This window comes from Duganella dendranthematis (assembly GCF_012849375.1).
Lineage (GTDB): Bacteria > Pseudomonadota > Gammaproteobacteria > Burkholderiales > Burkholderiaceae_D > Rugamonas > Rugamonas dendranthematis.
This window is the reverse complement of the sequence record NZ_CP051684.1, coordinates 605039-631960: the sequence shown is the minus strand read 5'-3', so window position 1 is coordinate 631960 and position 26922 is coordinate 605039. Positions and strand designations below refer to the sequence as shown.

Below are 26922 nucleotides of genomic sequence, written 5' to 3'. Positions count from 1 at the left end.
GCACTCTTTCGCCAAGGTCCCACACCCCCGTACCTGGTTAAGCCTCACCGCTTTTCAACCATTTACCTACAGGGACCATCATGAAATACGCCAAACTCGCCGCACTCGCCGTTGCACTCGCCTACGGTAGCGCAGACGCTGCTGTCATCACTTTCCAAACCGGTACGTCGAGCGCCGGTGCGCAAACCACCGCCAACGCCTACCGCGATATCGTCGACGCCGCTGTTGCCAATTCGTCGCATTCAACCGTACTGAACAACTACGATATCGTCTCCAACCAGTCGCTGTTCGGCGCCGGCGCCACCAATATCGCCTTCAAGTCGACCATCAACTTTGGCCTCAGCGCGTCCGGCACCTATTCGTTCCGTGCCGGCGTCGACTTCGGCAACGGCGGCGCGGTGTTCCTGGACGGCCAGGCGGTCGATCTGAAAACCACCGACATGTGGTGGGCGCATGATTACGCCAACACCAATTCGGTGTTCAGCGTCAGCAACAAGGCGCTGACGGCCGGCAATCACACGCTGACGATCTACGGCCTGGAAGGCTGCTGCGACGGCGGCCAGCAGGTGCAGTATTCGGCCAACGGCGCCGCGTTCCAGAGCTTCAGCGCCAGCACCCTGCAGATGGCGCCTGTGCCTGAGCCGGAAACCTACGCCATGATGCTGGGCGGCCTGGGCGTGGTCGGCGCCATTGCCCGCCGTCGCCGCGAGAAAAAGCAGGCGTAAAAAAAACTCAGCCCCGCCGGCATTGCTGCGGCCGGGGCTGAGGGGATCGAACTAAACGATTTATACCATTACAGAACTTCGCTGGCGTGATCGGCCAGGCGCGAACGTTCGCCGCGCGCCAGCGTCACATGACCGCTGTGCGACCAGCCCTTGAAGCGATCCACCACATACGTCAGGCCGCTCGACCCTTCGGTCAGGTATGGCGTGTCGATCTGCGCGATATTGCCCAGGCAGATAATCTTGGTGCCCGGACCGGCACGCGTCACCAGCGTCTTGACCTGTTTCGGCGTCAAGTTCTGCGCTTCGTCGATGATCAGGAACTTGTTGACGAAGGTACGGCCACGCATGAAGTTCAGCGACTTGATTTTGATGCGCGAACGGATCAGGTCTTGCGTTGCCGCGCGGCCCCACTCGCCGCCATCCGAATCGGACTTGTTGAGCACTTCCAGGTTGTCGTCAAACGCGCCCATCCACGGCGACATTTTCTCTTCCTCGGTGCCCGGCAGGAAACCGATGTCTTCGCCGACCGGCACCGTCACGCGGGTGACGATGATTTCGTTGTAGAGCTTGGTTTCCAGCACTTGCGCCAGGCCGGCCGCCAGCGCCAGCAGGGTTTTACCCGTACCGGCCTGGCCCAGCAGTGTGACGAAGTCGCATTCCGGATTCATCAGCAGGTTGAGTGCGAAGTTCTGCTCGCGGTTGCGCGCGGTCACGCCCCACACATTGTTCTTGTTATGGCTGAAGTCGCGCAGGGTTTGCAGCACGGCGGTTTTGCCGTTGATCTGCTTGACCTGACCATAGAACGGCGCTTCGCCATTCTTCGGCTCCAGGAACACGAACTGGTTGACCAGCATCGACGGCACGAACGGGCCGGTCACGCGGTAGAAGGTAGCGCTCTGGCCGCTCTTGTTCTCCTGCCACGACTCCAGGTCCTTGGCGTGCTTGTTCCAGAAGTCTTCCGGCAGTTGCAGGATGCCCGAGTACAGCAGGTCGGTATCTTCCAGCACGTGGTCGTTGAAGTAGTCTTCCGCCGGCAGGCCCAGTGCGCGCGCCTTGATGCGCATGTTGATGTCTTTCGACACCAGCACGATGGCGCGGCCTTCCTGTTCCGATTCCAGCGAACGCACCACCGACAGGATCTGGTTGTCGGCTTTGCCCGACGGCAGGCCGACCGGCAGTTCCGCCGTCTGCAGGCGGGTCTGGAAGTACAGGCGGCCCTTGGCGTCCTTGTTGCCCAGCTTGGACAGCGGGATGCCGTTTTCGATGGCGTCGTCGTCGGTGTTGGAGACCAGCGCGTCCAGCGTGCGCGAGACCTGGCGTGCATTGCGCGCCACCTCGGTCATGCCTTTCTTGTGGTTGTCCAGCTCTTCCAGCGTCATCATCGGCAGGTAGACGTCGTGCTCTTCAAAGCGGAACAGCGACGATGGATCGTGCATCAGCACGTTGGTGTCGAGCACGAACATCTTGGTGGCGCCGGTCTGGTCGGCATTGCGGCTGGTGGACGACTTGATCGCCACCTCATTGGCCTTGTGCTTGGCCGGATGCGGCGCTTCGTTGGTGATCGGCGTGACCTTGCCGCGCGGCGACGGCTTGCCCTTGGCTTCGACGGCGTCGGCCGCCGCTTTCAACACGGCCGGTGCGGCTTTCAGCACGGCGGCCACGGCTTTGGATTTGGCAGGCGCAGGCGCCGGTGTTGCAACGGCGGCGGGCGCTTTGGCGACCACCGGTTTTTTTGCTACGGGAACGGCTTTGACGGTCGCCGCTTTCTTCGGCGCTGGTGCTGGCTCGGGTGCGATGTCGGCAACTGCCGCGAGGGCAGGGGCAGCAACATTGCGTGGGCCGGTGCCCTTGGGGTAATCTTTTGCCAACAGTATAGTCGCTGGCTTACTTGGTATTTTTGGCAGTGGCATCAGGATCTCAATCGAAAGATATCTGGAGGAATCCGCCCACAGGGAGTCGTCCCGATGGGGTGGATGCTGGGTAAAAGGGAAAAGGAGACTGCCGACGGGCACGCAGGGCGCCCGGTGAAAGTACCGCGTGGTGGCCGGCTGGCCACCATGTAGGGTGGGAAGAATTACAGTGCTGACTCAAAATAACTGGATACGCTCGGTTCTGCTACGGTTGAGCAAACTGGAAGCTGCAACGCATCCCTACAACTTAAGCCTGGCGCGTGACAAATTCCAGCACTTCATCGACGTGACCCGCTACCTTCACGCCTCTCCATTCTTTCACCAATTGACCAGTAGCGTCAATCACAAACGTGCTGCGTTCGATGCCCCGGACAGTCTTACCGTACATTTGCTTCATCTTCATGACACCGAACTGTTCGCAGACTTTTTCTTCCGGGTCGGAAATCAGTTCAAACGGCAGGCCCAGCTTGGCGCGAAAGCCTTCGTGCGAACGCAGCGAGTCGCGGCTGATGCCGTAGATTTCGGTCTCGGCCGCCTGGAATTGCTCGTACAGGTCGCGGAAGGCCATGTTTTCGGTGGTGCAGCCTGGGGTGTTGTCCTTGGGGTAGAAGAACAGCACGGTATAACGCGCCGGGCGGCCGGACAACTGGAAGGTCTGGCCGCTGGTCATCGGCGCGGAGAAATCGGTTACTACATCAGCCACAGGCGTCTCCTGGAAGGGTTATTCGGCGCGGGCGGGGCCCTGAATGATCAGCTGGCCCGAGCGTCCCGGCAGCTCGCCCCAGGTGATGGGACAAACCGGCATCGGCAGGTCTTGTATCTTCTGATGGTAGTCAGCCATGGACGCCAGTTGGTATCCCTGTGCTTGCCACCCTGCCAATAGCTGCTCGAATATGGGGGCGAGTTTCTGTCCTTCAAGCTCAGCGTGCAAAGTATAGACGTGGTCGCGCGTGGCGCCTTCGGTCAGCTTGAGCAGGAAGGCGGCGATATTGCCGGTGCCGATGGTCACGCCATCGATTTCGCAGCCCAGCACTTCGTCCAGCGTCGGCAGCGTGGTCGGCATCTGGATGTGCTTCAGCACCTGCGCGCCGTCGGACAAGCGGTGCGGACCGTCGGCCGGATTGGCCAGCTGGCCGTTTTCCTTCAGCACGCAGCGGCCGTCGGAAGCGTAGGCGTAGCCGGCGCTGTCGTGTTCGTGGAAAGCGGCGTTGTTCATCTGCCAGCCGGCGGCGCCGTGGGTGCGCGGCGCCTGGCCGAACACCTGGGTGAAGCGGTTGGCGGCCTTGCGCATCATGCTGGTGGCCCAACCGGCGTCGCGCTTGGCGACGTTGTCCTGCCACAGCACATGGTCCCAGGTGTGGATGCCACATTCGAAGCCGGCGTCCTGCACCGCACGCATGTCGGCGGCGCAGTGCTTGCCAATGTCCGGGCCGGGCAACAGCACGCCGTACATCAGCGTCTTGAAACCATAATGCTCCACCACCGACGTGCGCGACACCTTGCTGAAGAAGCCCGGACGCAGCGCGCGCCGCATCGCCCAGCCGGTGTGATCCGGCCCGAGCGAAAACAGGAAGGTGGCGCCGGCGTTGTGCGCCTTCAGCATGCGTACCAGGTTGGGTACGCCCTCACGGGTGCCGCGGTAGGTGTCGACGTCGATCTTCAACACCATCAATGGTTGTTGATTCAATGCTTAGTCCATCAGTTTCTGTGCTTCGGCCACCTGGCTGCGGTAGGCGTCGAAGATTTTCTTCAGCGCGTCAGCCATGGTGGTGGTCGGTTTCCAGCCCAGCTCTTCGCAGGTGTTGGTGATTTTCGGCACGCGGTTCTGCACGTCCTGGTAGCCGGCGCCGTAGTAGGCGCCCGAGGTGGTCTCGACGATCTTGACCTTGGCCGCGCCTTCGGCGTATTCAGGATATTGCGGCGCCAGTTCCAGCATCATGTTGGCCAGTTCGCGGATCGAGAAATTGTTGACCGGGTTGCCGATGTTGTAGATCTTGCCGGTGGCGGCGCCGTTCTTGTTCTCAATGATTTTCATCAGCGCGTCGATGCCGTCGTCGATGTCGGTGAAGGCGCGTTTCTGCGCACCGCCGTCCACCAGCGAGATGTTCTCGCCACGGACGATGTGGCCGAAGAACTGGGTCACCACGCGCGACGAACCTTCTTTCGGCGTGTGGATCGAATCGAGGCCGGCGCCGATCCAGTTGAATGGACGGAACAGGGTGAAGTTCAGGCCTTCCATGCCGTAGCCCCAGATCACGCGGTCCATCAGCTGCTTGGCGTTGGAGTAGATCCAGCGCGGCTTGTTGATCGGGCCGCAGATCAGTTCCGAGTTCTCAGGGTCGAACTCTTCGTCGTGGCACATGCCATACACTTCCGAGGTCGACGGGAACACCAGGTGCTTGCCATATTTGGCGGCCGAACGCACGATCGGCAGATTGGCTTCGAAGTCCAGCTCGAACACGCGCAGCGGCGCTTTCACGTAGGTCGACGGGGTGGCGATGGCGACCAGCGGCAGGATCACGTCGCATTTCTTGACGTGGTACTCGACCCATTCCTTGTTGATGGTGATGTCGCCTTCGAAGAAGTGCATGCGCGACTTGTAAGCCTCATTCTCCAGCACGTCGGTGATACGGTCGGTACTCATGTCCATGCCGTACACGTGCCAGTCGGTGGTTTCCAGAATGCGTTTCGACAGGTGATGGCCGATAAAGCCATTGACGCCGAGGATGAGAACTTTTTTCATGTGTGTAGGTCCAGGTAATGTTTAGTGCTGCCGCCGCTTAAGTGCGCGCGGCCAGGCGAATATCGAGCTGCTCCGCCGTGATCGGTTCACCATCGGCGGTCAATGCGGAAATCGTCAGCATGCGGCCATCGCCGCAAACGCCAAAGATGCAATTATCTACTACTGTCAAGCCCGGTGGCAAACTGAGGGAGACAACATTGCCAAAGTTGCCATGTCCAGTGCCGGTAATCCGGGCGCGCTGGATGACGTAGCGTACACCGTCGATATCGGTAAAGGCGCCCGGATAGGGCGGCGCCACCGCGCGGTGCAGGTTGTAGACGTGCTGGGCTGGCCAGAACCAGTCGATGCGGCCGTCTTCCGGCTTGCGTCCGCCGAAGTAGCCGCCCTTGCTCAGGTCGTTGTGCAGGCGCGGCGCGGTGCCGTCCAGCAGCGACGGCAACACGCGCCACAGCGCCTGCTCGGCCGCGACCTGCACCTTGCCGAACACTTCGTGCGCGGTGTCGTCCGGCAGGATTGGTACTTCCATCTGCGCGACGATGGCGCCGGCGTCTGGCTTGACGGTCATTTCGTGCAACGTGGCGCCGGTGACGGTGGCGCCGTGCAGCACCGCCCAGTTGACCGGCGCGCGGCCGCGGTATTCCGGCAACAGCGAGCCGTGCATATTGAACGCGGGCGCCACCGCCAGCAGTTCGGCCGGCAGCATGTTGCGGTAGTAGAAGCTGAACATCAGGTCCGGCTTGGCGGCCTTGACCTGTTCCAGCAGCTCGGGCGACTTGGCGTCGGCCGGCGTGATGTAGGGAATACCTTCGGTCTGGCACAGCGAAATCACCGATTCGAACCAGATGTTTTCGCTGGCGCTGTCCTCGTGCGTGACCACCAGCGCGACGTCCACGCCGCCGGCCAGCAGCACTTTCAGGCAGCGCACGCCGACATTGTGATAGCCGAAGACGACGGCGCGCTTGCGCGGTTCCAGGTCACTCATGGTGACGGCCCACGGTGCGTTTCTCGACGCCGGGCGGCGGCAGCGGCTGGCCGTTGTCGTCGCGCTGTTGCAGGATGGTCTGCACCACATAGCGCGGACGGGCCCGCACCTGCTGGAAGATGCGGCCGACATATTCGCCCAGCAAACCGATGCCGAACAGGATGATGCCCATGAAGAAGAAGGTGATGGCAAACAGCGTGAACACGCCTTCCGCTTCCGCGCCGAGGAACAGGCGGCGCGCCACCAGCACCACGACGAGCAGCGCCGACAGCAGCGACATCAGCATGCCCATCATCGAGTAGAACTGCAGCGGGATCAGCGAAAAGCCGGTGACCAGGTCGAAGTTCAGGCGGATCAGGCTGTACAGCGAGTATTTCGACTCGCCGGCCGAGCGCTCTTCGTGCTCGACCACGATTTCGGTCGGGTTGCGGGCGAAGCGGTAGGCCAGCGCCGGCACGAAGGTATTCACTTCCGCGCACTGGTTCATCAGGTCGACAATGTTGCGGCCGTAGGCGCGCAGCATATTGCCCTGGTCAGTGATCTTGATGTTGGTGATGCGTTCGCGCAGGCGGTTCATGGCCTTGGATGCGTAGGTGCGCCATGCCGAGTCCTGTCGCTTGCGACGGATCGAGCCGACGTAGTCGTAACCTTCGCGCATCTTGGCCACCAGGTTGCCGATTTCTTCCGGCGGATTTTGCAGGTCGGCGTCCAGCGTCACCATGATCTCGCCACGCGACGCTTCAAAGCCGGCCAGGATGGCCATGTGCTGGCCGTAGTTGCCGTTGAACAGCACCACGCGGGTCACGTCCGGACGCTGGCGGAATTGCTCGGCCAGGATCGACACCGAGTTGTCGCGACTGCCGTCGTTGACGAACACGATTTCGTAGCTGGCGCCCAGCTTGTCGAGCGCCGGGTACAGGCGCGCGAACAGGGCGGCCAGGCCGGCTTGTTCGTTGTAGATCGGAATGACGACGGAGATTTCCGGTTTGGTCAGGGAGACGGTCATTTGATCAGGATCGCTTTCACGGCTGCGACGGCGCGATCGACATCGGCAAAGGTCATGGCGTAGAACATCGGCAGCGTCACGGTCAGGTAGCCAAGTTTTTCGGAAACCGGGAACATGCCTTCCTTGAAGCCGCGTTCGCGGTACAGGCTGAACAAATGGATCGGCGAATAGTGGTAGCCGGTGCCGACGTTGAAGCGGTCCTTCATGGCGGTCATGAAATCGGCGCGCGTGCTCGGGCCGTTGTCCGGCAGGATGATCTGGAACAGGTGGTAATTGCTGGAATCGAACGCTTGCAGCGGCAGCTGGGCGCCGGACTGCGCTTCAAACTCCGGACCAAACGCCTCGTAATAGCGGCGCGCCAATGCGCGGCGGTGGGCGGTGATCTGCTCGATATTGGCGAACTGGCCCAGGCCGATGGCGGCCATGATGTCGCTCATATTGTATTTGCCGCCGAGCACATCGACATCGATGCCGTCAACGCCACTGCGGGTCACGCCTTGCAGGCGGTACTTGTCGGCCAGTTTGGCTTCTTCCAGATTGTTTAGTACCAGCGCGCCGCCTTCACCAGTGGTCAGGTTCTTGTTGGCCTGGAAGCTGAACGAGACGAAGTCGCCGAACGAACCGATGCGCTTGCCTTTCCACTCGGCGCCGAAGGCTTGCGCCGCATCTTCCACCACGCGCAGATTGTGCTTTTTCGCGATGGCGTACAGGCGGTCCATATCGACCGGCAGGCCGGACAGGTAGACCGGAATAATGGCCTTGGTACGCGGCGTGATCGCGGCTTCGACTTTGTCGAGGTCGATATTGCGGGTGATCGGGTCGATGTCGGCAAACACCGGGGTGGCGCCGACTTCGATGATGACGTTGGCGGTAGCCACCCACGAAATCGGCGTGGTGATCACTTCATCGCCAGGACCGATGCCGGCGATGCGCAAGGCGATTTCCATCGTGCAGGTGCCGGAATTGAAGGTGCGCACCGGACGGCCGCCGAAGTACTCGGACATCTGGGCTTCGAACGCCGCCACTTTGGGGCCGCTGGTGATCCAGCCCGAGCGCAGGACTTCGCCCACGGCGGTAATGGTGGCCTCGTCGATCGTAGGCTTGGAAAAAGGCAGGAAGGGCTGATCAGCACTCATGAGGTGGTTTGCTCTCTTAATCTATTTTTATCTATGACGTCTGGCCGCCATTCTAAATTGTTCGTCAGGTGCGCGCCAGCCACGCCACCCCGACCAGGATGACGAAAATGGCAAGCAGGCGCTGTACCGACAGCGCTTCGCCAAACAGGTACCAGGCGCCGACGGCGGTGACCACATAGCCTAAAGACAACATCGGATAAGCGACGGAAACGTCGACGCGCGACAGCGCAATAATCCACAGCACCACCGACAACACGTAGCAAGTAAGCCCGCCAATGATGGGCAACTGGGTGGCGACGCGCCAGCCGACACTGAACAGATTGCTCAGCGTCAGGTGGATTTCGCCGACGTTGCGGGCGCCGGCCTTGAGCAGCAGTTGTGCCACTGCATTCAGCAGCACGCCGACGATGATGAAGCTAAACGTTGCAATATTCATTTATGGTTTTATTCATTACAGATTGGTAATGACCAGCCGGCGGCTGTCTTCCGCGATCACGCGCATGGTTACGCCCTTGGTTTTCAGTTCACGATAGGCATCGTCGCTGACGATGGCCATGGCCTTGACCTTTTGCGCCGTATGCTCCTGCCAGCGGGCGATAAAGCCGTCCACCGTCGGAATCGACAGCTCCGGCTGTTGCTGCAGGCCGAAGGTGAATTCATCCCAGTAGTTGACCAGGATCACCGTGCGGCGCAGGTAGAAGGTCATCGATTGTTCGTAGGTAGATACCGAATAGATCTTGGTGTCCGCTTGCAGCTCGGGCAACATCTTCAGCGCCAGCTGCTTGCCGGCGCGCAGGTTGCCGTACGGCTCAAAGCCGGTCAGGATCAGCTGCACCGACACAAAACCGGCGATGGCCAGCGTCAGCACCGTCAGGTCGCGGCGCAGCTGGCGCGCGTGGAAGATCGCCAGCGCGCCGCCGGCGGCGGCGACGATGGCGGCGCTCAGCACCCAGGGCTGGTAGGCTTCCAGCAGCGCGCGTTCGTCCGGATGTCGCGGCGCCGAGCCGATCCAGTGCGGCAGCGCCGCCAGGCCGGCCACGCCGAGCAGCAGCAGCAGGCCGGCGGCCAGCATGCGGTTCATGCGCGAGGCGCTTTCCAGGTAGCTGGCGATCAGGATGGCCAGCGCCGGAAACACCGGCAGGATGTAACCCGGCAGCTTGGAGCTGGAGTAGCTGAAGAAAAAGGTGATGAACACGGCCCAGAGCACCAGCAGCAGCTTGGGCTGGAACACCCCCGGCGCCCGCTTGACGCCCTGCACCAGCGCCTGCGGCAGCAGGCCGAACCATGGCATCACGCCGGGAATCAGCAGCAGCAGGAAGTAGTACCAGGCGCCTTCGCGGTGGTGGGTCTTGAGGAAGAATCGTTCCCAGTGTTCGTGGATGAAGAAGAAGTGCGGCTGTTCCGGATTCTTCAGCGCCACCAGCACAAACCATGGCGTGGCGATGGCAAAGAACAGCAGCAGTCCTTTGCCCAGGTGCAGGCGGGTCCAGATGGCCAGGTCGCGCGACAGCAGGGTGTACAGCACCAGCACCGCGCCCGGCAACACCACGCCGATCAAGCCCTTGGCTAACACCGCCAGCGCCATGCCGGCCCAGCACAGCAGCATCCAGTTGCGCTGCTCGGCGGGCGTAGCGGTGTCACGCTGGGCGATCAGCAGACTGCACAGGGCGACGGTCATCATGCCCGACAGGCCCATGTCCAGCGAATCGATCTGGCCGCCTGCGACCCAGTACAGCGTCGAACCCAGCGCCAGTGCGGCGTAGAAGCCGGTGCGCTGGCCGAACAGGCGGTTGGCGGTGTAGCTGGTGAGCAGCACGCCGCCCAGGCCGCACAGCCCGGTCCACAGGCGTGCTTGCCACTCGCCCAGGCCGAACAGGCCGAACGAGACTGCGTTCATCCAGGTTTGCAGCGGCGGCTTTTCGAAATACTTGATGCCGTTCAGGCGAGTGGTGATCCAGTCGCCGGTGGCCCACATTTCGCGCGCCATTTCAGCGTAGCGGCCTTCATCGGGCGGCACCAGCGTGCGCACGCCCAGCACGTACAGCCAGACGATGACGAACGCGGCCAGCAGTCCCCATACGACTTTCTTCGAATTGTAGAGGTCGTTCATCAGGCGCTTTTGCCCTCGTTGGCGTCGATGATCAGGGCCAGCGCGACCTTGCGGCCTTCGCCCATCAGGATGTTGTAGGTGCGGCAGGCGGCCTGGCTGTCCATGCACTCGACGCCGATGCGGCGCAGCGTCAGCGCGGCGGTCAGCTTGGGATGGATGAAGCGCTGGCGGGCGCCGGTGCCGAGGATCACCACGTCCGGATTCTCGGCGCCGATCAGGTCGAAATGTTCGGCGGTGATCGACTCGAAGGTCGGCGCGTTCCAGGCGCGCGGCGCCACTTCCGGCAGCACGATCAGGCTGTAGTTGTAGCGCTCAGCGTTGATTTCGACGCCGGTTTCGTCGTAGCCGGTAACGGTCTGGTATTTTTGGGTATCGCTTTGGTGGAGCTTCATGTCGGAAATCGTGGATGGAATCGGGTGTATAAAGCGCAAAAGAAGTTGTCATTGTAGCGTTTTCAAGGGGCGTCCGGCCTGAAAGGTTGATTAAATCGGCCCTTTCGGCAGAATGGTCCTCTTTGCATTGCAGCATGGGCCGCCACCGGTATTTTTGGCAGGTCATGGAAGTTTGCCTCACATAAACAGGATTTTATTTTGCGACCGATTCAAAAATCGAACAAACTGGCGGAAGTCTGCTACGAGATCCGCGGCCCGGTGCCGGAAAAAGCCCGGCAAATGGAAGAGGAAGGCCATAAGATCACCAAGTTGAATATCGGCAACCTCGCCGTGTTCGGCTTTGATCCGCCGGACGAGATCGTGCAGGATATGAAGATCAACCTGTCGAATGCGGCTGGCTATACCGATTCCAAGGGCATGTTTGCGCCGCGCAAGGCGGTGATGCACTACACCCAGGGCAAGAATATCGCCGGCGTCAGCATTGACGATATCTACCTGGGCAACGGCGCGTCCGAGCTGATCGTGATGTCGATGAACGCGCTGCTGAACAACGGCGACGAGGTGCTGGTGCCGGCCCCGGACTATCCGCTATGGACGGCGGCGGTCTCGCTGTCGGGCGGCACGCCGGTGCACTATGTGTGCGATGAGCAGCAGGAGTGGTATCCGGACATCGAGGACATGCGCCGCAAGATCACGCCGAACACGCGCGCCATTGTCGTCATCAACCCCAACAATCCGACCGGCGCGCTGTACCCGGTCGAGCTGCTGTTGCAGATCATCGAACTGGCGCGCCAGCACGACCTGATTATTTACGCCGATGAAATCTACGACAAGGTGCTGTACGACGGCGCCGAGCACGTGTCGATCGCCTCGCTGGCGGACGACCTGCTGTTCGTGACCTTCAACGGCCTGTCGAAGAATTACCGCGCCTGCGGCTACCGCTCCGGCTGGATGGTGGTGTCGGGCGAAAAGTCGCACGCAAAAGATTATATCGAAGGCCTGAACATGCTGGCCTCGATGCGCTTGTGCGCCAACGCTCCGGGGCAGTTTGCGATCCAGACTGCGCTCGGCGGCTACCAGTCCATCGACGATCTGGTGGGCCCGGGCGGGCGCCTGTTGAAGCAACGCGATCTGGCCTACAAGCTGCTGACCGAGATACCGGGCGTCACTTGTGTCAAGCCGAAAGCGGCGCTGTATATGTTCCCGCGCCTCGATCCGAAGATCTATCCGATCGCGGATGACCAGCAGTTCGCCTACGAGCTGCTGGCCGAAACGAAAGTGCTGATCGTCCAGGGCAGCGGCTTTAACTGGATCGCGCCGGATCACTTCCGCGTCGTGTTCCTGCCGAACTCGGACGATATGGTGGAAGCCTTCGGCCGCATGGCCAAGTTCATGGAAAGCTACCGCAAGCGCCACGGCGCCAGCTTCTAAGTCAGATCTCTGGAAACACATATGAAACCAATCAAAGTAGGTTTATTAGGCGTCGGCAATGTCGGCGGTGGCACGTTCGACGTGCTGGAGCGCAATCAGGAAGAAATCCGCCGCCGCGCCGGCCGCAGCATCGAGATCGTGGCCGTGTCGGCACGCAATCTGGAACGCGCCAAAACCCGTACCGGCGGCAAGGTCAACGTCGTGGCCAGCCCGTTCGACATCGTCAACGATCCGGAAATCGACATCGTCGTCGAACTGATCGGCGGCTACGACCAGGCGCGCGAGCTGGTGCTCAAGGCGATTGAAAACGGCAAGCACGTGGTCACCGCCAACAAGGCGCTGCTGGCCGTGCACGGCAACGAGATTTTCGCCGCCGCGCAAGCCAAGGGCGTCATGGTGGCGTTTGAAGCGGCCGTGGCGGGCGGCATCCCGATCATCAAGGCGCTGCGCGAAGGCCTGACCGCCAACCGCATCGACTGGCTAGCCGGCATCATCAACGGCACCACCAACTTCATCCTGTCCGAAATGCGGGACAAGGGCCTGGACTTCGCCACCGTGCTGAAGCAGGCGCAGGAACTGGGTTATGCGGAAGCCGACCCGACCTTCGACATCGAAGGCGTGGATGCGGCGCACAAGGCCACCATCATGTCGGCGATTGCCTTCGGCATTCCGGTGCAGTTCGACAAGGCGCACGTGGAAGGCATTTCCAAGCTGAACGCTATCGACATCCGCTACGCCGAGCAACTGGGTTACCGCATCAAGCTGCTGGGCATCGCCAAGCGCGCCAAGGTCAACGGCAAGGAAGGCGTGGAGCTGCGCGTGCACCCGACCCTGATTCCATCCAAGCGTTTGATCGCCAATGTGGAAGGCGCGATGAATGCGGTGCTGGTGCAGGGCGACGCCGTCGGCGCGACGCTGTACTACGGCAAGGGCGCCGGTTCGGAGCCGACCGCCTCGGCGGTGATCGCCGACCTGGTGGACATCACCCGCCTGGCCACGGCCGATCCGGAGCACCGCGTGCCGCATCTGGCGTTCCAGCCGAACGCCATGACCAATATCGAGATTCTGCCGATGTCGGAAGTGACCACCAGCTACTACCTGCGCATGGATGTGAGCGATGAGCCGGGCGTGCTGGCCGACCTGACGCGGATTCTGGCCGATGGCGGCATTTCGATCGACGCCATGCTGCAAAAAGAGCCGGCGGAAGGCGAGACCCGCACCGATATCATTTTCCTGACGCACCAGACGCAGGAAAAGCATGTGACGGCGGCGATTGCCAAGATGGAAGCCTTGTCGACGGTGGGCGGCAGCGTCACCAAGATCCGTCTGGAAAACCTGAGCTGAATAAAAAAATCCGGTCAGCGTCTACGCACGCTGACCGGCAAAGGGTTCTCTCTACAGTTTAAAGCCGGCTACATCTTTACTTCGAAGCGACAGTCAGCTCGCTTTTTACTTCCTTCACGCCTGGTACGGCCGATGCGACCTGGATGGCCTTGGTGCCAACATCGGTGCTGGCAACGCTACCCGACAGGGTGACCACGCCGTCTGCGGTGGTCACGCCGATTTGCTTTTGATCTGCCAGCGAAGCCTTGATCTTGCTGGTGATGGCCTCGTCATTGGTGGCGGTGCCGGCTTTCGCGGCGCCAGCCAGTGCTCCATCCTGTTGGCCAGCGGCGAAGGCGGTTCCGGTTGCGGCGGCGGCGGTCAGAGCGGTGGCTACCAGCAGGCGGGCGATCAGTTTGTTGGTCATCATGATTTGCTTCCTTTATCGAGTTTGAGGATAAGACGTCAGTGACGTTAGCCAACTCCTTTGCAAACCCCGTGCCAGCTCTGATTTTCTATTTGAATTCAATGGCTTAGCTATATTGTTCCCTCGTGGAACTATGACAATATGGATTATGTGTCCAAATTTGTCGGGAAATAGCGACGACGTTGCGTCGCCATTACTTAAGTCATTGATTTTTAAGCGATTCGTCTTGTCGCTCTTCGGCGACATCGCTGCGGAACAGGCTAGCGTCCAGATTGTGTTTCTGCAGCAGACGGTAGAATTCCGTGCGGTTGCGCTCGGCCAGGCGGGCGGCGTCGGCGACGTTGCCGTCGGCCAGTTTCAACAGCTGGACCAGGTAATTGCGCTCGAATCGCAGGCGCGCCTCGGTGTAGCTCAGCACCTCCAGCGACGGCACCCGCAGCGCCCGTTGCACTAGCGACAAGGGCACCAGCGGCGCCGTCGCCAGCGCGCAAACGTGCTCGACCACGTTATATAACTGCCGCACATTGCCGGGCCAGGACGACATGGTCAGCGCCTCCAGCGCGTCCGGCGCAAAGCCGCGCACCGTCTTGCCGTATTTGGCGGCCAGCGTTTGCAGGAACTGGTTGGCCATCGGCGCCACGTCCTCACGCCGTTGCGCCAGCGGCGGCAAGGTCAGGGCGATGACGTTGAGGCGGTAATAGAGATCCTCGCGGAACTGGCCTTCGCGCATGGCGACATCCAGATCGCGGTGGGTGGCCGACAGGATACGCACATCGACCGGCTTGGCCACGTCCGAACCCAGCTGGCGCACCACGCGCTCCTGCAACACCCGCAGCAGTTTAACTTGCAGCAGCAGCGGCATGTCGCCGATCTCGTCGAGGAACAGGGTGCCGCCGTCGGCCGCCTGCAGCAGACCCTCGCGCGCGGCGACGGCGCCGGTATAGGCGCCCTTGACGTGGCCGAACAGTTCCGATTCCAGCAGCGCTTCCGGGATCGCGCCGCAGTTGACGGCGATGAACGGCGCCTTGGCGCGCCGGCTGGCGCGGTGAATGGCTTGCGCCAGCAACTCCTTGCCGGTGCCGCTTTCGCCGCGTATCAGCACGCTGGCGTCGGAGGCCGCCACCAGCCGGGCTTCGGCCAGCAGCTCGTCCATGCACTGGCTGCGGCTGATGATGGCGGCGCGCCAGTCCTCGCCGGCTTCAGTGGCGCTGGCGGCCGGCGCCGACAGGCTGAGCGCCTGGGCGATGCGCTCCAGCAGCAGCTTGGCGTCGAACGGCTTGGTCAGGTAGGCGTAGGCGCCCAGTGTGGTGGCTTCCACCGCATCGGGAATGGTGCCGTGTGCGGTCAGCAGGATCACCGGCAGCGCCGGGTAGCTGCGGCGGATTTCCTGGAACAGCCACATGCCGTCGCGGTCGGGCAGGCGGATGTCGCTGATGACCAGACGAGGCAGCTCCATCGACAGCCGCGTCACGGCCGCTTCGGCGCTGCCGACGGCGGTGACGCGGTAGCCGTTGGCGGTTAGCCGCATCGAGAGCAGGCGCAGCAGGTCGTCGTCGTCATCCACCAGCAGCAGGTGGGCGCCCTGGCCTTGAGTCGTCGTCATTTGGTCACCTGTGGTCCTGGCGCCGGGCGGACCGGCAGTGTACGTTCGATGGTTTTCAGGCCTTCCAGCATGTCGCTCAACTGATCGATGCGGCGCTGGTTTTCTTTTTGCTGCGTGGCCAGCTTGTCGACGTGGTCGTACAGGCGGCGGGCTTCGGCGCAGTTGCTGGACAACAGTTGCGCCAGCGGCCGCAACGGCGCGGCGTCCACATCGGCCGCGGTGGCCACGCTGTCGAGCAGCGCCTGCGCGCGGGCCAGGTCGCCATTGCCGCGCGTTAGCATCAGCGCCATGCCCATCTGGATTGCTACGCGCGGACTGCGCTGTTGCAGGCCGAGGCCGCTCAGTTCCTTGACCAGCTCGCCCTGGCTCATGCGCCGCAGCGACTGGTGGTAGCTGAGCAGCGGGCCGACCTCGTCCGGCGGCGGCAATGGCGGCGCCACCAGTTCGATCACCGGTGGGGGCGTTGGCGCCGGCGGCGGTTCGGCCGGCAGCGGCGAGTTGAGCGTGCAGGCGGCCAGCGACAGGCAGGCCAGCACGGTCAGGATCAGGGGGAGCTTAGGATTCATAGGGCAATTCAATGCGGAAGTGGGCGCCTCGTTGCGAGGGCATCAGTTTGAGAAGGCCGCCATGCGCGGCCACGTATTCATGCACGATGGACAGTCCGATGCCATTGCCGCGGCGGGCGCCGGGCGGCTGGCGCTGTCCCTGGTAAAACGGTTCGAAGATATGGGCGGCGTCGTCCGGCGCCACGCCCGGCCCCTGGTCGCGGCAATCGAGCAGCAGCATGCCGTCCAGTTCGCCCAGGCGGAAGGAGATCAGGCCGTCCGGCGGGCTGAAACGCACGGCGTTCGACAGCAGGTTGCCGACTGCAATCGCCATCTTGTCGGTATCGATGGCGATGCTGCGCGCCTTGCCTTCGGTGGCCACGGTCAGGCGCATGGCCTGCCATTGCAGCCGCTGGCTATCGATGGCGTGCGCCAGCAGGTCGCCCATGTCGGCCGGCTGACGGTGCAGGTGCTGGGCGTCGAAGGTGGCGGTGTTGTAGCGCAGCAGCGCTTCGATCTGCGATTGCAGCGCGGCGGTGTTCTGGTTGAGGATGCCGGCGATCTCGCGCTGGTTGGGCGACAGCGCGCCGGCCACGCCGTCTTCCAGCAACGCCACGCCTTCGCGCAGCGCCGCCAGCGGCGTTTTCAGTTCGTGCGAGATGTGTCGCAGGAAGCGCGCCTTGTCGGCTTCCAGGTCGGCCAGGCGCTGACGCAGCCAGTTCAGCTGCTGGCCCACGCGTTGCAGGTCGCTGGGGCCGCGCACCACCACCGTCTGGTCGTAGCGGCTTTCGCCGAGCGTGTCGATGGCCTGCTCGATCTGCGCCAGTGGCCGCGACAGCCACAGGCCGAAGCCGGACGCCAGCAGCGCGGCCAGCAGGATGGAGCCGATCACTTGCGCCTTCAGCACGGCGCGCCGTTGGTCGAGTTCGGCCAACAGCTCGGCGTTGCGGCGTTCGACTTCCTGTTTGACTTCCTCGGCCAGTTGCTCGTTGATGGTGGGCAGCGGATCGAGCGCTTTTTCCAGTGCCTGCTGGCGCGCGCTGTTGCGCGAGCGGGATGGCATTTGCAGGATATCCCACGCCTGTTCGCTGGCCTGGCGCCAGCGCTGGAACAGCGCTTCGGGCGCGTTCGGCAGGGCGGCCGCCACCGCGTCGAGCGACAGGCGGGCGTCGCGCCAGGCGTCGGCGTAGCGTTTGCGGAAGGCGGGATCGTCCAGCACCAGGTACTGGCGGGCGCTGCGCGTCATGGCGACGCTGCGTTCGGCCAACTGTTGGGTATTTTCAGTGAGCGCCAGCGCGTGGTGTCCGCTGTCGCGGCTGTGGGCCGCCAGGCGGTCCAGCGTCCACAAAGCGTGCAGCGAGGCGGCGCTCAACAACACGGCAATCAGCAAAAAGACACCCAGCAGCAGCTGGCGAAACGAGAGTTTCGAGAGCATCGCGGGTTAAAGAGTGGCTATATTAAAGAAATAATAAGGCCAAACAGCCGCGATAGCCTGTTCGATTGGGCGCTTGCGGCGGGTCAGGAAGCCGGGCCGACGTCCATGCCGTCGTAAGATTCCAGCTGCTGTTCTTCGGCGAACTTGTAGAATTCCTGGTTGCGGGCGTGCAGCGTGTCGACCGTGTGCTTCTCGACTTTTTCGATATGCAGCCACCACAGCGCCGGGCTGTCGCCCTCCGGTTTGGAGTCGTAGATGCCGACCACCTGGTAGCCCTTGGCTTTCAGCAGCGCCTGCGCGGTTTCCAGCTTGGCCTTGTCGGCGTCGGCGAAGAAGTAGCCCCACAACAGCGGCTTGCTAAGATCCCATGGGGCGTTTTGTTTCATGTCGTCGAACAGCGCGACCATTTCTTCTTTGGTAATCATGTTATTCCTTGTTGCTGCGCCGGCAAAAATCGGCATAGGTCAATAGCGGCCCGCGCTTGAAATTGCCTGCGGGCCGCGAGCCTTACAGTATAACTTGCCCAACCTCGGTGAAGCGCGCGAATACTTCATTCATTTGCGCGATGAGGGCTGGCTTTAGCCCGAAATTCCGGCGCGTCAGAGTCCATGCGACAGCTCCCACATATCGACTTCGACCGCAGCGTGCCGCCGGCGGCGCGAATGGCCCTCGTTTATAATGCCCTTTTGATTCTGGCAATGTTCAAGATGACGAAGGCTACACTCTGGATGGTCGACGCGGATGCGGTGGCGGATGCTGATTTGCAGCGCTGGCGTGGCTGGCTGTCGGCGGACGAGATGGCGCGTCATCAGCGCTTCGTGCGCGCGCAGCGGCAGCGCCAGTTCATCGTCGGCCGCGTGCTGTTGCGGATGATGCTGGCGCGCTTGCTGGGCGTGACGCCGCAGGAGATCCGTCTCGACGAGCAGGTTGGCAAGGCGCCGCGCATGGTGGCGCCGGCAATCAAGGGTGTAGCGCCGGGTTTCAGCATTTCGCACAGCGGCCGCTGGGTGGCGTGTGCGGTCAGTGCGCAAACTGCGCTGGGACTGGATATCGAGATGAAGGATGCGGCGCGCGACCTGAACGCGCTGGCTGCGCAAGCGTTCGACAGCGGCGAGATGCTGCGGTGGGAGCGTCTGCAAGGCTTACCCGATGATGAACGGGTCGAAGGCTTTTACCGTTTGTGGAGCGAGAAGGAAGCCCGCTTCAAGTTGGGCGTGGCGGCCGGCGGACACGCTGTCGTGCTGCCGCATGCCGAATTGTCGGTGGTGCTGTGCAGCGAGCAGCCGCTGGGCAAGGCGCCGATGATAGAACTCGTTACGCTTGAATGAAAAAAGCCGGCGCATGCCGGCTTTTTGTTTAAGCGCTAAAGCTTAGAACGCATAACGCACGCCAACCGATACCAGGTTGGCTTTGATGCTGGCGTCGCCGTCCTTGGCGACTTTGCCGAAGTACTCGTATTCCGCCACGAAGCTGACGTTTTTGTTCAGTACATACGCTGCGCCGGCGCTGATGTATGGCGAGGTGCGGTTATCCGATGCGCTGTCCGAGTAGCCTGGCGCCGATGCCGACACTTTGACATGGTTGTAGGCGACGCCCAGTTTGCCGATCAGCGCGAACTGTTCGTTCAGCGGCAGGGTGCCCACGGCAGCCACGTACAGCGATTGCGGTTTCGATGCGATGCGCGCGCCGTTGCCGGTTTTTTCTACTTCACGCAGGTCGGCGAAGCCGATTTCGGCGCCGAAGTTCTGGCTGTAGTTGTAGCCGCCGTACACTTTGTACGCGGTTTTGTGTTCTTTGATCGACAGGCCGTCGAGATCCACTTTCTGCTCGGCGCGGCCGACGTTGCCGCCGACGTAGTAGTTGCCTTCAGCGTGAGCGGCCAGTGGGGCAGCCAGTGCTGCGATCAGTGCGAACAAGATATTCTTTTTCATTTGCTATTCCCTAAAGTGTGGCTAGAAAAGCAAAACGGAACAACCTGCGTGATGCGGTTGTTCCGTTTCGCTGGGGCAATATTATATGGAAGAATACTCAATCATGCAAATGTGATTCAAGTAGCGTTAGTCCAGGCTCCAGACGTATTGCATTTTTGTCCACAGCTGCTGGGGCACGCCGTCCACGGTGCCGGGCTTGAATTTGCACAGACTCAGGCCGGCCTGGGCGGCGCGGTCGAGGTCGCGGAAGCCGCTGGTTTTCTCGATGCGCGAATCGGCCACCTTGCCGTCGACGCCGATCAGAAAGGCCAGCAGGACGGTGCCGGTATCGCCGTTGCGCAGTGCGTTTTTCGGATAATCCGGCTTGGTGCAGGCTTGCGCGTCGACCACGGCCGCCGTAATCACCGGCGCCGATTTGGCCGGCGTCGGCTTGACGCCGGTGTCGGCGGTTCCGCCCATCGGCGGCAGGGCCGGTGGCTGATCCGGCATGGCGCGCGCCGTGACGTTCGGTGGCGACTGCACCGGCACGTCGAAGGGGAGTTCAGGCACGAAGATATCCGGCCGCGTCATTTTTGGCAGTTCCACCTGCGGATCAAGCGGTTTTGGCTTGGGTGGATCAAGCGTGGGCACCAGATCGACCACCGATGGCGACGGCTTGAATATCGTCAGCTTGGAGCCGTGCAGGAACACAGCCAACAGCGCGATGTGCAGCAGAACGACGGTGCTCATGCCGGTCAGGTTCTTCTTTTGGTTCATGGTTGCTCCTTTGTGGTGGGTGAAATTGCTATGTATTGGAAGTATACTATTCTATGCATTAGCAAAATAAAAGCGGTTTTTGTGCAATGGCGATGTGATATGCTTCGCCCAAGGCATGCTTTGGAGTAGAAAATGAAAAAAATACGCGTGATGCTGGCGGACGATCACCCAATCGTGATGACGGGTTTTGCCATGTCGCTGCAGGGGCAGGGGCTGGACGTGGTGGCGCAGGCGCGCACGCCGGCCGAGGCGCTGGCGCAGTACCAGGAATTGAAGCCGGACGTGATCGTGTTGGACATCCGTTTCGGCGAACAGTTGACCGGGCTTGATGTGGCCAAGCAGATCCTGGCGCAGACGCCTTCCGCCGCCGTTGTCTTCCTCAGCCAGTTCGACCAGGATAGCCTGATCAAGGAAACCTACCGCCTCGGCGGCCGCGCTTTCATGACCAAGGATTGCGACCCGGCCGACCTGGCGGCGGCGGTAAAACGTGCGCATGACGGTGAGTTGTACTTCCTGCCGCATATCGCCGAGCGGCTGGCCAATCTGTCGGTGCGCGGCGATGCGTCGCCGCAGTCGCAGCTGGACGAGCGCGCGCTGGAGATTTTTACCCTGATGGCGGAAGGCCTGACCAACGCGGAGATCGCGGAGAAGCTGGATGTCTCCACCAAGACCATCAGCAATATCAGCCAGGCGGTGAAGGAAAAGCTGGGCGTGCACCGTCCGGCCTACATCACGCGGCTGGCGGTCAAGCACGGATTGATTGAGCCTTGATGCGCTGGCACTGGCGCCACTGGAGCGTGCGCACGCGTCTGATGGCGATGACCGCGCTGCCGCTGGCCTATCTGTTTTGCACCTTTGTCTGGTACGCGTACCAATCGCGCTTGTCGGAAGTGCGCGAGGAGATGGCGGAGCGCGGGCCGCTGGTGGCCAAGGTGCTGGCCGATAGCAGTGAATTCAGTTTGGTGTCACGCCGCTATGATGATCTGAAGCTGACCATCAATGGCCTGCTGCGTGCGGACCCCAGTATCCAGCGCATCGAGGTGCTGGATGCGCAGCGGCGCGAGTTGGTGCAGGCGGCCGCGCGCGCCGGCAGCGCTTCGTCGCAGGAGCTGCGTTATGACGAGGCGCCGGTCCTCAAGCGCCTGATGTGGGTGTCGATGCTGGCGCCGGACGGTACGCCGTATCAGAAGGACCGTCCCGCCGCCAGCGGCATGACGGTGGAGACCATGGGCTATGTGCGGGTGACGATGTCGCCGTCAGCGCTGCTGCTCAAGCAGACGCGCAGGTTCTATGTGGAGCTGATGGTCGGCTGTCTCGGCCTGCTGGCGTGCGTGCTGCTGGCATGGCAACTGGCCAAGGGACTGGATGCGTCGTTGCAGGCGTCGATGCGCGCGCTGCGCGAGGCGGATGATGAGAAGCGCCGCTTGATCAGCAAGGTCAACACGGCGGTGGAAGATGAACGCCAGAGCATCGCGCTGGAGATCCATGATGAACTCAACGCCACGCTGATCGCGGTGCGGCTGGAAGCGCAGCGGATTGCCGCCATCAGTCCGGAGGGCGAGGCGCGCGACAAGGCGCAGTCCATCATCAAGCTGGCGCTTGGTTTGTACAACAGCGGCCGCGCGCTGGTGCGCCGTCTGCGGCCCGAAGTGCTGGACATGCTGGGCCTGGACGGCGCGGTGGAGGAGATGATGCGCCACTACGACAGCGCGCGCAGCGGCTGCCGCTTCGATTTGCAGGCGCAGGGTGACTTCTCGAAGATGGAAGCAGGAGTTGCTATCTCGGCGTACCGGATTGTGCAGGAGGCATTGTCCAACATCGTCAAACATGCACGGGCCACGCAATCGTCTGTACAGTTGTCGCTGGAAGAGGGCGAGTTGCGCATGCAGATCAGCGACAACGGCGCCGGCTTTGATCCGGCCCAGGCTTCATCCGGCATCGGCCTGGTGGGCATGCGCGAGCGCGTGTACGCCCTCAATGGCCGCATCGCCATCGATTCCCGGTTGAGCGCCGGCACACGTATCAACATTGCAATGCCAATTCGATAAATTTTCTCTTTGAATGTAAACGATTCTCATTTAATATTCTTATTTGGGAATAATTCTCATTCAATAAAAACAGGGGAAATAGGGAAATGCGCATCAAGGTGATGGTGGTGGCGCTGGCCGGAGTCATGGCTGGCTGGGCAGTGCAGGCGGAAGAAGTAGAACCAGTGGAGCAGGTGGTGATTACCGGCGACAAGCTGAAACGCACGGAAATCGACAGCAGCGCCAGCGTCGGCGCGCGCAACCGCCGCCAGATCGCCGAATCCGGCATGTCGTCGCTGGACGAAGTGGCATCGCAGATGGCCAACGTCGGCACCGCCGAAAACCTGTCGATCCGTGGTGTGCAGGCCTATGGTCCGACCGGCGGTGGCGGCAAGACCATCACGCTGGTGGTGGACGGCGTGCCGCAGGACGGCTTTGGCCAGGACATCTCCAATCTGAGTGTGTGGGACGCCGACCGCGTGGAAGTGCTGCGCGGGCCGCAGTCCACCAACCAGGGCCGCAATTCGCTGGCCGGCGCGGTGGTGTTGAAGACGCGCGACCCGCAGGATGCACGCGATTTCAGCTACCGCGTCAGCGCCGGCAACCAGCATGCGCACCGCGAGGCGATCGCCGGCGGCGGCGCCATCGTGGACGACGTGCTGGCGGGACGCCTCTCGCTGGAGCAGCACAAGCGCGACGGCGACGTCTACAACCCGACCCGCGACGACCGCCGCTCCAATCACGACGATGGCTACACGCTGCGCGGCAAGCTGCGCATCACGCCACGGGGCGACAACTACCAGGCGCTTGTGACGCTGGTGGACGACAAGCAGGAGCGCGGCTACGGCAATGTGGAAGCGGTGACGGTGCCGGCGTCGGCGCGCGAGAATTTCTCCAACGAGCCGCGCGACACGGTCAACCGCACGCGGTCCGCCGCGCTGGAGCAGACCTTCCGCGCGCTGGGCGCGGACATCACGCTGCTGACGACGTATTCGCACAACCGCTACAGCCGCATTCAGGACTACGACGGCACCGAGCTGCGGCAGGGTTACCGCGATGGCGTCAACATCGACCGTCAGTGGGTGCAGGAGGCGCGCGCCAATTTCGACACGGTCGTGGCAGGCAACAAGCTGAAGGGCGTGGTCGGCCTGTACTACTCGCAGCAGTACTACGATGGTGATGATCTGTTCACTGTGCCGGTATCGTATGTTCTGGGCCTGACCGGCCAATGCCGCGTGCAAGCCGCATGCGACGCCCAGTACGGCGCCGACTTCATCAACCGCCGCCAGATGCAGAATAACGCCAGCAAGACACGCGCGGCGTATGGCGAGGCGGACTATGTAATCGGCAAGCTGACCCTGACGGGCGGCATCCGTTTCGACGGCGAGCGCCAGAAGCGCATCCTGCAGTCCGAGACCAACGGCACGTCGCCGCTGGCCAGGCAGGTGTTCACGCAGCTGATCCGCGGCGGCATTTTTGCGCCGGATGGTGTGCAGGACCTCGCCAACGATAATTCGGTGTGGCTGCCGAAGCTGGGCGTGCGCTACGCACTGGCGCCGGAGTGGGTGGCGGGCCTGACGGCGCAGCGCGGCTACCGCACCGGCGGCGTCGACTACAGTTATCAGCGCGGCGCGCACGCCTTCGGACCGGAATACACCAAAAACTACGAGGCCTCGCTCAAGGGCGTGCTGGGCAGCGGCCTGATGGTGTCGCTGAACGCCTACCGCGTCAACTGGACCGACCAGCAGGTCGACGTCGGCCGCAATTCGCTGGACACCTATCTGGTCAACGCCGGCAGTTCGCGCCTGCAAGGAGCTGAGGCCGAACTGCGCGGCAAGGTCACGCCGACCCTGGAGCTGTTCGGCGCGCTGGGTCTGGCCCGCACCAAATTCATCGATTTCGTCTCGCCGACCGGCGACTACACCGGCCATCAGTTTGGGCGTTCGCCGCGCCAGACGCAGTCGGTCGGCTTCAGCTGGACGCCGGGCCGCTGGATGCTCAATATGAACCTGCAGCACGCCGACGGCACCTACATGGATGCCGCCAATATCGACCGCAACGACGGCCACACCACGCTGGGCGGCAAGGCTACTTATGAGCTGAGCAAGGGCGTCACGCTGTTCGCCTACGGCAGCAATCTGACCAACCAGACCTACATCACCGCCAACAAGCTAGTGTCGGTGACCGGCCGCTACAACGTAGCGCTGGGCGCCGCACGCCAGTTCGGCTTCGGTGTGCAGGGCACGCTGTAACGCGGAGGGATGGCATGAACTGGATCTGTATCGGCGTGGCGGCACTGGCTGCCTTGTGTCTTTACCTGGCGTCGCCGCATCAGGCCTTGTGGCCGGCGGCGTTGCGGCGGCGGGCTTTCCTGCGCTGGTTGTCGGTGCCGCTGGCGGTGGGGGCCATCGCCACGGCGACCGAAACGTATGGCGGGTGGTGCGGCGTGTGCATGGCGCTGGCAGGCTTCATGACCACGCTGGTGTTGCTGCCGTATCTGGACGCATGGCGTCGGAAGGGAGCACGCCATGTGGGGTAAATCGACTGCCGCTGTTTTCCTTGGCTTGCCGCTGTCCGTACTGGTGGTTGGCTTTGCGGCGCTGCTCAGCAGCGACCAGGCCAATACCACGCTGCCTTGGCTGCTGCTGTTCTTCGTGGTGTGGATCGTGGTGATGACGGGTACTTTCCTGTTCAGGACCGGGTTGCGCGCCTGGCTGTGGATGGGCGGGCTGACCGTGGCCGGCTACGCCGCACTGCATTTTCTCAAGGCCAGTGGCCTGATCAGGATCGCCGCATGAAGGCCGCGACTTTACGCACCTATATTTCGGTGCATACCTGGGTGGGGATTGTGGCGGGCTTCTTCCTGTTTATCGCCTTCTATGCGGGGGCGGTGACGCTGTTCCACGAGGAGCTGCATGCGTGGGAGACGCCACTGCCGCAAACGGCCGTGCCGCAGCGCGATCCGCAGGCGCTGATCGACGCAGTGCTGCAAGCGCACCCCAAAGCTAAGGATATGTTCTTCCTGCGCCTGCCGTCGAAGACCGCGCCGGAGCTGGTGCTGGAATTCGACGAGCGCCACTTCCGCTTCGACGCCAGCGGCAAGCTGGAAGAATTCCACGAACGTTCGCAACTGGTGGACTTCATCTACCGCCTGCATTACACGGCGGGCTTGCCGAATAGCTGGGGCATCTACGTGCTGGGCGTGGTGTGCATCCTGTACGGACTGGCGCTGGCCAGTGGGGTGATCATCTACGCGCCGAGCTTCGTCAAGGACTTGTTTGCGCTGCGGATCGGGAAGAACATCAAGCGCATGTGGCAGGACGCGCACAACGCGATTGGCATCCTGTCGCTGCCGTTCCACCTGATGTATGCGTGGAGCAGCGCCGTGCTGGCGCTGGGCCTCATCCTGCTGGCGCCATTCCAGTACATGGTCTTCGACGGCAAGCTGCTGCAACTGGTCGGGCAGGACATCAACGCCGCTGCGCCGCCGCAAGCATCCGGCACGGCGGCGCCGCTGATGCCGGCCGCGCAGCTGTTGGCCGAAGTGCAGCGCGCCGCGCCGGGCATCGAAATTGAGACGATGGTCTACCGCCAGGCCGGCGACGCCAACGCGCAGTTGCAGGCGTATGGGCCAATGCATCAGCAGACCGTGGCCAGCATCGGCGCGGTGGTGCTGAACGCCAGCACCGGCAAAGTGCAGCGCGCGATGATGCCGGAGAATTTCAGCCCCGGCACGCGCTTCCTGCGCAGTTTGCAGTCGCTGCACTTTGCCAGCTTTGGCGATTTGGCGGTGCGGTGGATGTATTTCATACTCGGCCTGGCAGGGGCGTTCCTGTTCTACAGCGGGAACCTGCTGTGGATCGAAGCGCGCCGCAAGCGGCAGAAACTGGTGCAGCCGCGCAGCGGCAAGCTGATGGCGCAAGCCACGCTGGGCGTATGCCTTGGCTGCGTGGCCGGCGTGTCGGCGGTGTTCCTGGCGAATAAACTGGGACCGGCAGGGCAGTTGCCCCTGTGGGAAGCGCGCAGCTATTACGCGGTGTTCTTCGGCTGCGTGTTGTGGGCCTTCGCCCGTCCGCCGGCGCGCGCCGCGCATGAGTTGCTGGTACTGTGCGCCGCGCTGACGCTGGCGGTGCCGCTGGCGCACTGGTGGAACACCAGCCGCAATCCGCTGCTGGCGCTGTTGCAGGGTGACGGCGTCGTGACCGGCGTTGCCATCGTTGCGCTGCTGGTGGCGACGCTGTTCTGGAAAATGGCCCGCGCCGCCCTGCATCGCGGCCGCCACGGCGATCCGCACAGCGTCTGGTCGTTGCGCACACCGGCGCAACAAGCCGCAGAGGTGCAGCAGGCAGCTTGAGGGAACGCATGCCGGGCGGCGGCGGCATGCGGTTATAATCCGTTCAATCTTTCCGGAAACTTCATATTGAACGGACCCGCCCTCAT

27 protein-coding genes are annotated in these 26922 nt (G+C 62.4%); 10 read left to right on the top strand and 17 right to left on the bottom strand.

Features of this window, described 5'->3' with window-relative positions:
• Window positions 1–80 precede the first annotated feature (80 nt).
• Window positions 81–725: a CCXG family PEP-CTERM protein gene (locus tag HH213_RS02970; RefSeq protein WP_110844506.1), complete on the top strand. Its 645-nt coding sequence runs from the start codon at window positions 81–83 to the stop codon at window positions 723–725.
• Between the two features lie 68 nt (window positions 726–793).
• Here the strand turns inward: HH213_RS02970 and HH213_RS02965 are convergent, their stop codons facing one another.
• The 10 genes from HH213_RS02965 to HH213_RS02920 form a co-directional block, all read right to left on the bottom strand.
• Entirely contained in the window at window positions 794–2635 is a 1842-nt protein-coding gene (locus HH213_RS02965) for a PhoH family protein (RefSeq protein ID WP_169110673.1), read from the bottom strand.
• 247 nt (window positions 2636–2882) lie between these two features.
• The gene (locus HH213_RS02960; RefSeq protein WP_202424299.1) at window positions 2883–3305 is read right to left on the bottom strand and encodes a peroxiredoxin; all 423 of its coding nucleotides are present in this window, start codon (window positions 3303–3305) and stop codon (window positions 2883–2885) included.
• 51 nt (window positions 3306–3356) lie between these two features.
• Window positions 3357–4304, bottom strand: a complete 948-nt coding sequence (locus HH213_RS02955) for a polysaccharide deacetylase family protein (protein ID WP_169114921.1) — start codon at window positions 4302–4304, stop codon at window positions 3357–3359.
• A gap of 21 nt (window positions 4305–4325) precedes the next feature.
• Complete coding sequence (locus HH213_RS02950) at window positions 4326–5378, bottom strand: bifunctional UDP-4-keto-pentose/UDP-xylose synthase (RefSeq protein WP_169110671.1); 1053 nt, start codon at window positions 5376–5378, stop codon at window positions 4326–4328.
• 37 nt (window positions 5379–5415) lie between these two features.
• Window positions 5416–6360, bottom strand: a complete 945-nt coding sequence (locus HH213_RS02945) for a formyltransferase (RefSeq protein ID WP_169110669.1) — start codon at window positions 6358–6360, stop codon at window positions 5416–5418.
• Window positions 6353–7366 carry a glycosyltransferase gene (locus HH213_RS02940; RefSeq protein WP_110849174.1) on the bottom strand — a complete coding sequence of 338 codons (1014 nt, stop codon included), beginning with the start codon at window positions 7364–7366 and terminating at the stop codon, window positions 6353–6355. The genes HH213_RS02945 and HH213_RS02940 overlap by 8 nt, the downstream gene beginning before the upstream one ends.
• Window positions 7363–8502 (bottom strand): DegT/DnrJ/EryC1/StrS family aminotransferase, encoded by a 1140-nt coding sequence (locus HH213_RS02935; RefSeq protein WP_169110667.1) that lies wholly within the window; start codon window positions 8500–8502, stop codon window positions 7363–7365. The genes HH213_RS02940 and HH213_RS02935 overlap by 4 nt, the downstream gene beginning before the upstream one ends.
• A gap of 64 nt (window positions 8503–8566) precedes the next feature.
• Window positions 8567–8938, bottom strand: a complete 372-nt coding sequence (locus HH213_RS02930; RefSeq protein WP_110849172.1) for an SMR family transporter — start codon at window positions 8936–8938, stop codon at window positions 8567–8569.
• A 15-nt stretch (window positions 8939–8953) separates the two neighbouring features.
• On the bottom strand, window positions 8954–10612 hold the full coding sequence (locus HH213_RS02925; protein WP_169110665.1) for a glycosyltransferase family 39 protein: 1659 nt from the start codon (window positions 10610–10612) through the stop codon (window positions 8954–8956).
• Window positions 10612–11004: an Mth938-like domain-containing protein gene (locus HH213_RS02920; RefSeq protein ID WP_110849170.1), complete on the bottom strand. Its 393-nt coding sequence runs from the start codon at window positions 11002–11004 to the stop codon at window positions 10612–10614. Before HH213_RS02920 ends, HH213_RS02925 begins: the two co-directional genes overlap by 1 nt.
• A 198-nt stretch (window positions 11005–11202) precedes the next feature.
• On the opposite strand from HH213_RS02920, the gene HH213_RS02915 reads away from it, so the two are divergent.
• The gene (locus HH213_RS02915; protein WP_161053543.1) at window positions 11203–12435 is read left to right on the top strand and encodes a pyridoxal phosphate-dependent aminotransferase; all 1233 of its coding nucleotides are present in this window, start codon (window positions 11203–11205) and stop codon (window positions 12433–12435) included.
• Window positions 12436–12456: 21 nt separating this feature from the next.
• Entirely contained in the window at window positions 12457–13779 is a 1323-nt protein-coding gene (locus HH213_RS02910) for a homoserine dehydrogenase (protein WP_169110663.1), read from the top strand.
• A 76-nt stretch (window positions 13780–13855) separates the two neighbouring features.
• On the opposite strand, the gene HH213_RS02905 is transcribed toward HH213_RS02910, so the two are convergent.
• The 5 genes from HH213_RS02905 to HH213_RS02885 form a co-directional block, all read right to left on the bottom strand.
• Window positions 13856–14188: a BON domain-containing protein gene (locus tag HH213_RS02905; RefSeq protein ID WP_110849167.1), complete on the bottom strand. Its 333-nt coding sequence runs from the start codon at window positions 14186–14188 to the stop codon at window positions 13856–13858.
• Window positions 14189–14387: 199 nt separating this feature from the next.
• Window positions 14388–15788 (bottom strand): sigma 54-interacting transcriptional regulator, encoded by a 1401-nt coding sequence (locus HH213_RS02900; protein WP_110849166.1) that lies wholly within the window; start codon window positions 15786–15788, stop codon window positions 14388–14390.
• Entirely contained in the window at window positions 15785–16354 is a 570-nt protein-coding gene (locus HH213_RS02895; RefSeq protein WP_110849165.1) for a hypothetical protein, read from the bottom strand. The genes HH213_RS02900 and HH213_RS02895 overlap by 4 nt, the downstream gene beginning before the upstream one ends.
• Window positions 16344–17768, bottom strand: coding sequence for a sensor histidine kinase (locus HH213_RS02890; RefSeq protein ID WP_110849164.1), 1425 nt, complete (start codon window positions 17766–17768; stop codon window positions 16344–16346). Before HH213_RS02890 ends, HH213_RS02895 begins: the two co-directional genes overlap by 11 nt.
• An 83-nt stretch (window positions 17769–17851) precedes the next feature.
• Window positions 17852–18193: a ribonuclease E inhibitor RraB gene (locus HH213_RS02885; protein ID WP_110849163.1), complete on the bottom strand. Its 342-nt coding sequence runs from the start codon at window positions 18191–18193 to the stop codon at window positions 17852–17854.
• Between the two features lie 273 nt (window positions 18194–18466).
• Between HH213_RS02885 and HH213_RS02880 the strand changes: the two genes are divergently transcribed.
• Complete coding sequence (locus HH213_RS02880) at window positions 18467–19096, top strand: 4'-phosphopantetheinyl transferase family protein (RefSeq protein WP_229263262.1); 630 nt, start codon at window positions 18467–18469, stop codon at window positions 19094–19096.
• A gap of 42 nt (window positions 19097–19138) precedes the next feature.
• On the opposite strand, the gene HH213_RS02875 is transcribed toward HH213_RS02880, so the two are convergent.
• Window positions 19139–19699, bottom strand: a complete 561-nt coding sequence (locus tag HH213_RS02875) for an outer membrane beta-barrel protein (protein ID WP_169110661.1) — start codon at window positions 19697–19699, stop codon at window positions 19139–19141.
• A gap of 126 nt (window positions 19700–19825) precedes the next feature.
• Window positions 19826–20455 (bottom strand): energy transducer TonB, encoded by a 630-nt coding sequence (locus HH213_RS02870; RefSeq protein WP_169110659.1) that lies wholly within the window; start codon window positions 20453–20455, stop codon window positions 19826–19828.
• 132 nt (window positions 20456–20587) lie between these two features.
• Between HH213_RS02870 and HH213_RS02865 the strand changes: the two genes are divergently transcribed.
• From HH213_RS02865 to HH213_RS02840, 6 genes are all read left to right on the top strand, one after another.
• Window positions 20588–21226 (top strand): response regulator transcription factor, encoded by a 639-nt coding sequence (locus tag HH213_RS02865; RefSeq protein WP_110849159.1) that lies wholly within the window; start codon window positions 20588–20590, stop codon window positions 21224–21226.
• Window positions 21226–22503, top strand: a complete 1278-nt coding sequence (locus HH213_RS02860; protein ID WP_169110657.1) for a sensor histidine kinase — start codon at window positions 21226–21228, stop codon at window positions 22501–22503. The genes HH213_RS02865 and HH213_RS02860 overlap by 1 nt, the downstream gene beginning before the upstream one ends.
• Window positions 22504–22589: 86 nt before the next feature.
• Window positions 22590–24734: a TonB-dependent receptor gene (locus HH213_RS02855; protein ID WP_169110655.1), complete on the top strand. Its 2145-nt coding sequence runs from the start codon at window positions 22590–22592 to the stop codon at window positions 24732–24734.
• Window positions 24735–24748: 14 nt separating this feature from the next.
• Complete coding sequence (locus HH213_RS02850; RefSeq protein ID WP_169110653.1) at window positions 24749–25021, top strand: hypothetical protein; 273 nt, start codon at window positions 24749–24751, stop codon at window positions 25019–25021.
• Window positions 25011–25280 (top strand): hypothetical protein, encoded by a 270-nt coding sequence (locus tag HH213_RS02845; RefSeq protein WP_169110651.1) that lies wholly within the window; start codon window positions 25011–25013, stop codon window positions 25278–25280. Before HH213_RS02850 ends, HH213_RS02845 begins: the two co-directional genes overlap by 11 nt.
• Window positions 25277–26836, top strand: a complete 1560-nt coding sequence (locus tag HH213_RS02840) for a PepSY-associated TM helix domain-containing protein (RefSeq protein WP_169110649.1) — start codon at window positions 25277–25279, stop codon at window positions 26834–26836. The genes HH213_RS02845 and HH213_RS02840 overlap by 4 nt, the downstream gene beginning before the upstream one ends.
• Window positions 26837–26922 lie beyond the last annotated feature (86 nt).

Bases quoted from the DNA above. Each gene is read 5' to 3' on its own strand.
- HH213_RS02970 (WP_110844506.1), top strand. From the start codon at position 81: ATGAAATACGCCAAACTCGCCGCACTCGCCGTTGCACTCGCCTACGGT.
- HH213_RS02965 (WP_169110673.1), bottom strand. From the start codon at position 2,635: ATGCCACTGCCAAAAATACCAAGTAAGCCAGCGACTATACTGTTGGCA.
- HH213_RS02960 (WP_202424299.1), bottom strand. From the start codon at position 3,305: ATGACCAGCGGCCAGACCTTCCAGTTGTCCGGCCGCCCGGCGCGTTAT.
- HH213_RS02955 (WP_169114921.1), bottom strand. From the start codon at position 4,304: ATGGTGTTGAAGATCGACGTCGACACCTACCGCGGCACCCGTGAGGGC.
- HH213_RS02950 (WP_169110671.1), bottom strand. From the start codon at position 5,378: ATGAAAAAAGTTCTCATCCTCGGCGTCAATGGCTTTATCGGCCATCAC.
- HH213_RS02945 (WP_169110669.1), bottom strand. From the start codon at position 6,360: ATGAGTGACCTGGAACCGCGCAAGCGCGCCGTCGTCTTCGGCTATCAC.
- HH213_RS02940 (WP_110849174.1), bottom strand. From the start codon at position 7,366: ATGACCGTCTCCCTGACCAAACCGGAAATCTCCGTCGTCATTCCGATC.
- HH213_RS02935 (WP_169110667.1), bottom strand. From the start codon at position 8,502: ATGAGTGCTGATCAGCCCTTCCTGCCTTTTTCCAAGCCTACGATCGAC.
- HH213_RS02930 (WP_110849172.1), bottom strand. From the start codon at position 8,938: ATGAATATTGCAACGTTTAGCTTCATCATCGTCGGCGTGCTGCTGAAT.
- HH213_RS02925 (WP_169110665.1), bottom strand. From the start codon at position 10,612: ATGAACGACCTCTACAATTCGAAGAAAGTCGTATGGGGACTGCTGGCC.
- HH213_RS02920 (WP_110849170.1), bottom strand. From the start codon at position 11,004: ATGAAGCTCCACCAAAGCGATACCCAAAAATACCAGACCGTTACCGGC.
- HH213_RS02910 (WP_169110663.1), top strand. From the start codon at position 12,457: ATGAAACCAATCAAAGTAGGTTTATTAGGCGTCGGCAATGTCGGCGGT.
- HH213_RS02905 (WP_110849167.1), bottom strand. From the start codon at position 14,188: ATGATGACCAACAAACTGATCGCCCGCCTGCTGGTAGCCACCGCTCTG.
- HH213_RS02900 (WP_110849166.1), bottom strand. From the start codon at position 15,788: ATGACGACGACTCAAGGCCAGGGCGCCCACCTGCTGCTGGTGGATGAC.
- HH213_RS02895 (WP_110849165.1), bottom strand. From the start codon at position 16,354: ATGAATCCTAAGCTCCCCCTGATCCTGACCGTGCTGGCCTGCCTGTCG.
- HH213_RS02890 (WP_110849164.1), bottom strand. From the start codon at position 17,768: ATGCTCTCGAAACTCTCGTTTCGCCAGCTGCTGCTGGGTGTCTTTTTG.
- HH213_RS02885 (WP_110849163.1), bottom strand. From the start codon at position 18,193: ATGATTACCAAAGAAGAAATGGTCGCGCTGTTCGACGACATGAAACAA.
- HH213_RS02880 (WP_229263262.1), top strand. From the start codon at position 18,467: ATGTTCAAGATGACGAAGGCTACACTCTGGATGGTCGACGCGGATGCG.
- HH213_RS02875 (WP_169110661.1), bottom strand. From the start codon at position 19,699: ATGAAAAAGAATATCTTGTTCGCACTGATCGCAGCACTGGCTGCCCCA.
- HH213_RS02870 (WP_169110659.1), bottom strand. From the start codon at position 20,455: ATGAACCAAAAGAAGAACCTGACCGGCATGAGCACCGTCGTTCTGCTG.
- HH213_RS02865 (WP_110849159.1), top strand. From the start codon at position 20,588: ATGAAAAAAATACGCGTGATGCTGGCGGACGATCACCCAATCGTGATG.
- HH213_RS02860 (WP_169110657.1), top strand. From the start codon at position 21,226: ATGCGCTGGCACTGGCGCCACTGGAGCGTGCGCACGCGTCTGATGGCG.
- HH213_RS02855 (WP_169110655.1), top strand. From the start codon at position 22,590: ATGCGCATCAAGGTGATGGTGGTGGCGCTGGCCGGAGTCATGGCTGGC.
- HH213_RS02850 (WP_169110653.1), top strand. From the start codon at position 24,749: ATGAACTGGATCTGTATCGGCGTGGCGGCACTGGCTGCCTTGTGTCTT.
- HH213_RS02845 (WP_169110651.1), top strand. From the start codon at position 25,011: ATGTGGGGTAAATCGACTGCCGCTGTTTTCCTTGGCTTGCCGCTGTCC.
- HH213_RS02840 (WP_169110649.1), top strand. From the start codon at position 25,277: ATGAAGGCCGCGACTTTACGCACCTATATTTCGGTGCATACCTGGGTG.